Here is a 292-nt window from a genome sequence, read left to right on the forward strand (position 1 = left end):
CTCAATTTTCAAATTGAGAGTTTGATCCTGGCTCAGGACGAACGCTGGCGGCGTGCCTAATACATGCAAGTCGAGCGAGCTGAATTCAAAGATCCCTTCGGGGTGATTTGTTGGACGCTAGCGGCGGATGGGTGAGTAACACGTGGGCAATCTGCCCTAAAGACTGGGATACCACTTGGAAACAGGTGCTAATACCGGATAACAACATGAATCGCATGATTCAAGTTTGAAAGGCGGCGCAAGCTGTCACTTTAGGATGAGCCCGCGGCGCATTAGCTAGTTGGTGGGGTAA

The 292-nt window shown here is 50.7% G+C and carries 1 rRNA gene; it reads left to right on the forward strand.

Annotation, left to right across the window (positions count from 1 at the left end):
- Nucleotides 1–9 precede the first annotated feature (9 nt).
- A 16S ribosomal RNA gene (locus tag FD23_RS08895) occupies nt 10–292 on the forward strand; the annotation flags it as partial.

It is taken from the genome of Lactobacillus delbrueckii subsp. delbrueckii DSM 20074 = JCM 1012 (assembly GCF_001433875.1).
GTDB lineage: Bacteria > Bacillota > Bacilli > Lactobacillales > Lactobacillaceae > Lactobacillus > Lactobacillus delbrueckii.